Source organism: Halobacillus andaensis (assembly GCF_014636475.1).
Lineage (GTDB): Bacteria > Bacillota > Bacilli > Bacillales > Halobacillaceae > Halobacillus_A > Halobacillus_A andaensis.
The window spans coordinates 1-5895 of record NZ_BMEL01000009.1 but is presented as its reverse complement, the minus strand read 5'-3'; the positions used below and the strand labels follow the sequence as shown (position 1 = coordinate 5895).

7 protein-coding genes are annotated in these 5895 nt (G+C 36.3%); 2 read left to right on the top strand and 5 right to left on the bottom strand.

Annotation, left to right across the window (positions count from 1 at the left end; all coding sequences use genetic code 11):
• The first annotated feature begins 355 nt into the window (after window positions 1-355).
• Window positions 356-811 (top strand): hypothetical protein, encoded by a 456-nt coding sequence (locus IEV27_RS19720; protein ID WP_188379228.1) that lies wholly within the window; start codon window positions 356-358, stop codon window positions 809-811.
• Window positions 812-996: 185 nt separating this feature from the next.
• Here IEV27_RS19720 and IEV27_RS19715 read toward each other — a convergent pair whose 3' ends face one another.
• Together IEV27_RS19715 and IEV27_RS19710 are read right to left on the bottom strand one after the other, a co-directional pair.
• The gene (locus IEV27_RS19715) at window positions 997-1317 is read right to left on the bottom strand and encodes a DUF3139 domain-containing protein (protein WP_188379227.1); all 321 of its coding nucleotides are present in this window, start codon (window positions 1315-1317) and stop codon (window positions 997-999) included.
• Window positions 1318-1630: 313 nt separating this feature from the next.
• On the bottom strand, window positions 1631-2245 hold the full coding sequence (locus IEV27_RS19710; RefSeq protein ID WP_188379226.1) for a hypothetical protein: 615 nt from the start codon (window positions 2243-2245) through the stop codon (window positions 1631-1633).
• Window positions 2246-2471: 226 nt separating this feature from the next.
• Here IEV27_RS19710 and IEV27_RS19950 point away from each other — a divergent pair, with 226 nt between their 5' ends.
• Window positions 2472-2639, top strand: coding sequence for a hypothetical protein (locus IEV27_RS19950; RefSeq protein ID WP_209488454.1), 168 nt, complete (start codon window positions 2472-2474; stop codon window positions 2637-2639).
• Between the two features lie 47 nt (window positions 2640-2686).
• Here IEV27_RS19950 and IEV27_RS19705 read toward each other — a convergent pair whose 3' ends face one another.
• The 3 genes from IEV27_RS19705 to IEV27_RS19695 all read right to left on the bottom strand — a co-directional run.
• Window positions 2687-2890, bottom strand: a complete 204-nt coding sequence (locus IEV27_RS19705) for a hypothetical protein (RefSeq protein WP_188379225.1) — start codon at window positions 2888-2890, stop codon at window positions 2687-2689.
• Window positions 2891-3913: 1023 nt separating this feature from the next.
• On the bottom strand, window positions 3914-4984 hold the full coding sequence (locus IEV27_RS19700) for a tetratricopeptide repeat-containing glycosyltransferase family 2 protein (protein ID WP_209488456.1): 1071 nt from the start codon (window positions 4982-4984) through the stop codon (window positions 3914-3916).
• A gap of 295 nt (window positions 4985-5279) precedes the next feature.
• On the bottom strand, window positions 5280-5895 hold a 616-nt coding region (locus IEV27_RS19695), incomplete at its 5' end, for a BclA C-terminal domain-containing protein (RefSeq protein WP_444979494.1).

The window sequence follows — 5895 nt, the reverse complement described above, 5'->3', positions numbered from 1 at the left end:
TGGAGGTTCTTCTATATGTTTTTTATTTTTAACTTCCTTAAAAAGGTTATCTGATCCACCTGATTGATTGACTTGTGTTTCGTTGTTGACAGTGGACTGGTTCGATTGAATCATCGACATCAGCATTTGAATATCTTTTTTAGTAGAGTATTGGTGATCAGGCTTTAACATATATCCTAACTGGCCATTTGGTTCTATGGTTGCCCATTATGCAGAAACAGATAAGACAAAACCTACTCCTGGGGAAGTCTACATTCGGTTGGAATGGGTCAATAACCTTCAACAAATTCAACCTTATATAGATGAAACTTATGATTTGAGGTTGCAAAAGTGAGGATAGGCTCTCAAGGGGGTTATGGTTAAATTAATAAAAGGAAAGGATGTTTTACAAATCACGAATACTTTCGTAAAGGAAAAAATGGAGACCTTAAAGAAAAAAATAAAGGAAAGTCCCGAGCCAATTGAAGTCCCTTTGCTTAAGAACGGTCAATATTTCTATGTAAGAGCTGCGGCAGGCGGTGTGGAAGTATCCAACTTACATCATTCCCCTTTTTTACCTTGGTCTGTATTTGAAGAAACCATACATTTATTATGGGCGAACAACCGTCCGGTAAAAAAAGGAGACGCCATGAATAACCGCTTGGGAGAAATAGAACTTCCAATCGATTCTGTAGAGGGAAACATTGCAGTAAAGGTTTATAACAAAAAAGAAGGCGAAAGTGTGTTCAGAAGGATATCACCTGTCGTTGGAATCCTGATTTGGTCGGATATTTGCCGAAGTGGGAAAGGTCAATTGTATTTAAAGAAATAATCGGGATTACGAATAACGAAAATTCCTCATGAACTCACCATGACAAGTGACATTCATGAAAAGTTATGAAAAAAGGATAAGGTATCCACTTCCAATGAGGCAAAGATGATAAGTCAGTGAATGAGGATACCCGGACAATTTCTTTGGTTATTCGTTTGTCTGTAATCTTCAATTAAAGTTAGCGACTACTTGGAGTTATTTACATGCTCATACCCATTCTCATCGGTATAAGATTCTAAAACGATTTGATTGTCTTCATTTTCATAATAATAATATAAGTTTTGATCCCCTTTTAAACTTACACTCACCATGAAGTTTTGATCACCTGGCAGATTAGCCATAAATGGTTCAGTAGAATCGATCTTTTCTTCTGACACATTTTCTTCAGTTTTTAAATATTTAATCACACGAGTTTCGGTACTGCTTTTTTTATAATTTATATACCCAAGCATACCGCCTGCACAAAGAATCAAAATCAGCATTGTTAGGAAAAGAATTTTTTTCATTCATTATCAACCCTTGTTTATGTAATCACTCTAGTCGTTCCCTCCCTAAGACCAATTATTTCAAATTGGAAAACTAAACTCAATGCTTAAAACTTAACTAACCGTCCTATTCTATCGTTTACGTCTTTTTAAGAGGCTCTGTTAAAGTTTAATGTTGATATTTATAGAAAAACAGAACTTCCATAAAACGGAAGTTCTGTTTGGTTTAATTTTCTTATTTAACTAACGCCTCCGTTACTTTCATAAGATAATTGTCATTAAAGGTTTGTAAGTTTAAAGAAACCTGGGTCAGGTTTCATCAATTTAATACCTTTTACTGATTGAAAGTAAATTTCTTTGTCGCTTTCATTTCTATATCTCCAAAGTCAATTATACTTGTTTTTTCACGAGGTAATACTGCTTCCTCCCAATCAATAGCATTGTTTATAAAATTAACAATACCTTCTATTTGAGCTTTGTCATTTAATTCATTACAACTTTCATTTGAAGTATTTTGTTGAATACAGATACTTGTCGGAACCTCTTCAATCCAAGTTGTTGAATGGTAAATGGGAGTTTTATCAAAAATAACTTCCGTTTGATTATTCATTTTAAAGTAACTTCCATAGAGAGATAATTCCCATTCTATTCCTTTTTTCCGCCACCGAGACATAAATCCCGTCACATCACTATTTTTATCAGCAGCACTTTGCTTATATTCAACTTTCCAACCATTCCTTGGAAGTTCCTTTAAGTAAAAGTTATATATGTCATTCCAATGGTTTCCTTCCTTAATATATTCGTGGTTGGTTGGTCTTAATCCCTCATATAAAGGAATATCTTTGATACCACTAAAGGTGGTGGGGGGTATGGGATTATATGAATTTGCTGTCGTTATAGTAGCTTCTGCAGCAATTATTTTATCTCCTATAATATTGTTTTTTTCCATATTGGTTGGAGACTAAAGGAGAGCACTTATCAAAAAGAAAAGTACTCAGTATAAGATTAGTAGGATTCGGATTCTTAATACTTGTAATTTTAATTTTGTATTTAATAAATTAATTTCAGGAAGCTATTGTTGATATATCGATTTCCTTTGGAAAGAGCCTAATTGCTTTTTTAAAAACGTTTTCTTTAGTACTGGCAGGGAAAAAGATAGAAGGAGGGATAGTGTGATGATTATACTAAAAATCACAGGAATTCCTATATTTGTCTATGGAGTGGTGTTATTAATAACCCCATTTTTTGATTTAGATTTAGCAGGACAGATAAGTATTACTATACCAGTTACTTTAATGATATATTATGAATTTCTTTATGCTCGGCCGAGGAGCGAAAGATAACTTTTACATGGAAACATCGATTTCGAAACTCAAAAAACAAGCCATTTTTAAGTTGAATTCTCGATCTTTTCACTTTTGTGCTTCTTTTCTGCGAAATAATTCCAAACATGAAAAACAACCCATAATATAATAACCATCAAAAAAGAATAACCATTGTATTCATTCGGAAGAAAAATGAACATGATAATTCCAGCTAGTAAAAACGTTGGCATGAGGATCCAATAACGCTTATTTTTAAAATGTTTTTTCACAATAGTCCCCTTTCCATAAAATTCGGTTCTATCATTCCATTTTTCACCTAACTTTAGCTTGCTCAATGGTTTTTTAACACACTATCCCTTTCAGTTACCTCGTAATCAAGTCCTCCATTATCCACCCCTAATAAATAATGGGAGAAATACTTTGTTAAAGATTTGCCCCGTTTCTTAAAGTCTCGAATTCAATATACCGTTGTAGAAATCATATAAAAAAACTTAAAAGCAATACAATAAATCCCATAGTGAATAAGCCGACAATCATTCGAACTTCTCCTTTTATTAAAATAATAGTAATGTATTTTGTTAAAGTATTCGGATCATGAACAATATTGCTGAATTGCCCCCGATACAGGAAGAATTGAATTCAAGATAAACCGCTGAATTAGCTAGCTACCCTTAAAAACCCGAATGATGTGGAGCGAGATGCAGCGATTCGAATTCTCTTTCGAGCAATATTTGACATTAAAGGGGTCGATACCGGTTCTCCGAAGGGCGTCATTCGCAGTTGCAGGGAGGTCCACTTGTTGGAGGATGAAGAGGCTTCTTATGCTATTTTTTAAAGTCGGATTTTTTCAAACAAAACTAAGAAAAGACAAATTCTTAACTTTTTAAGTGAGCGTCAGGAAACTTATCCGAAACAAGATTCAAGATGATGGTATGTTCAAGAAGTGCCTTTAAACAACAGAGAACAATCGTAAAACCTCCAGTTGAATCTACTGAAGATATCATTCCTCGAATAATAGACTCAGAGAGTTTTACGATAAGGAACGAAAAAAAGGAAAGCCATTAGAGTAGCTGTTATTGCCTAAAAATGTGCAGTGACCTTCATGGTGATTCCGACCTTAATTGGATTAGGCTAGTATTTCCTAGACCTCATATATAGATGTGAGGCGCTCCATGTTATGGCACTGCACTTAATAATAATAACCGTTAATCTGATACAGGTGGTATTACTTAGATATTAGAAGAATATTTTTGCCCAATAAAAGGATTTGTTTATCAAAAACGGTACCGACTCTATTCTAATATATTTTCTAAATAATGCTTATTATGAAGAATACTTGGATGATCAGGTAGGTATTCCCGGGCAATCTCGTTATGTTCATAGGCTAATGCGTGTTTTCCTATTTGTGAGTAACAAACGCATAATTGTAAATGCGGAAGCCAAGTCCAGCAAGCATGGTTAATCATCCCCAAATTGTCAGTGGGCTTTTCGAGTTGGGTGGCCAGTTTATACCAAAAAAGAGCTTGATAAGGGTGATTATTATGAAGGAATCTGTACCCTAATCTGCAGCAAAAATCAGCTCGAGGTGAGTCGTATTCAAAAGATTTTAATATAAAATGAAGCTCGTTTTCATGATCACCTATTGCATAATAACATTCGGCAAGCCTGCCGCATGCAGAAATGTAATCTTCTACCCATCCATTATTTGTTGATAAAAATTGTTTATAGTATTTGATAGCATCCTCAAGCTTATCGTGTTCAAGCAGTTCGTTTGCAAAGTAAAATAAGTCTCTGGGAGAGAATTGTTCACCTTGTTTTAGACGATTTTCATAGATAAGGAGATTACGGTCAGAGTCTTGATGTACACTGCAATGGGTAACAGCAACCTCGCTGTGCAGTATATTTCCCGAAACTTCCAAGTACTCGTGTACTGGCCCATACCATTGGAAGTTATTTTTCCTTTTTACAAGGCGGTTACGCCGCAGGCTCGTAATAACTTTTCCTTTATCATCGATGGTCAAATTATAATGCATCGTGACTGAATCAATGGTAGTGTCAAGTGTCTCCTTCAACTTTAAAAATTTTTTGCAATCATCTTCCATTAAAACATCATCCGCATCTAACCAAAAAATGTAATCCATTTTGGCGTTTTTAAATGCGAAATTACGGGCTGCAGCAAAGTCATCAATCCATTGGAAGTCGAGAATATGATCCGTATATTGTGATACAATTTCTTTCGTTTTATCTGTTGAACCTGTGTCTACAATAATGATTTCATCTACAAGGTCTTTTACCGAATCAAGACATCTTGCGATAGTGTCCTCTTCATTTTTTACAATCATGCAAAGACTAATTGTAATCACCTTTAATCCTCTCCTTTAACTCACGATTTTCCTCCTTTTTAAGTTATGTAAAAAGACAATTTTTGTTGTGTACAATCTTGTTATTTGATTATATTAAAAAATCAATTGCGCCCTCAATTTCATGTTGTACATAAAATTGAGGGGCGATTGATTGAAAGTTGTTCGGATATACAAATTATTGAAATCCGTTAGTAACCCTGTGAACTACAAGATTGTTCTCCAAATGTTCCTCCCTATCGACTGGAACGCTTGATGAAATCTTACTACAAATTCACACTGGTTTTATGAGGGTTTCTTATCCATTCAATTTTTTAATGACAATGGAAGCATTTACGTTTGTTTGTGTGCCTCCAGCTAAAGTCTGAAGGGTAACAGCTGCAGAAGAACTATGATTTCGAAGGGTAATAACATCTCCAGCTGATACGGCGATTATAGCCTGACCGTTGTTTTGCTGAGTTCCTGCCCCTGAACCATAGACCGTTCCTGCTACAGGTGCCCCATTTAAAAATAGTGAGAATTGGTTTGGTTCTACACCCGACACGGAGAAAGTAACCTCGTAGTCTCCCGGAGTGGTAACTAAAATTTGTGAGGTTCCAGGCGCATGCGTAATTCCAGGTGTAATTATTCCATTTGAACCAAAAATGACATCAGCCTCTATAGGCACAACCTGAGCACCGAGATTGTAAATATAACCATATTCGGATAATCCACCTGCTGGTCCGGTCGCTCCTGTGGCTCCCGCTTCTCCCGTTGGTCCGGCTGGTCCGGTCGCTCCTGTGGCTCCCGCTGGTCCTGCTTCTCCCATTGGTCCGGCTGGTCCGGTCGCTCCTGTGGCTCCTGCTTCTCCCGTTGGTCCGGCTGGTCCGGTCGCTCCTGTGGCTCCCGCTGGTCCTGCTTCTCCCATTGGTCCG

Coding starts and splice junctions, on each gene's coding strand:
- IEV27_RS19720 (WP_188379228.1), top strand. CDS start 356: ATGGTTAAATTAATAAAAGGAAAGGATGTTTTACAAATCACGAATACT.
- IEV27_RS19715 (WP_188379227.1), bottom strand. CDS start 1,317: ATGAAAAAAATTCTTTTCCTAACAATGCTGATTTTGATTCTTTGTGCA.
- IEV27_RS19710 (WP_188379226.1), bottom strand. CDS start 2,245: ATGGAAAAAAACAATATTATAGGAGATAAAATAATTGCTGCAGAAGCT.
- IEV27_RS19950 (WP_209488454.1), top strand. CDS start 2,472: ATGATTATACTAAAAATCACAGGAATTCCTATATTTGTCTATGGAGTG.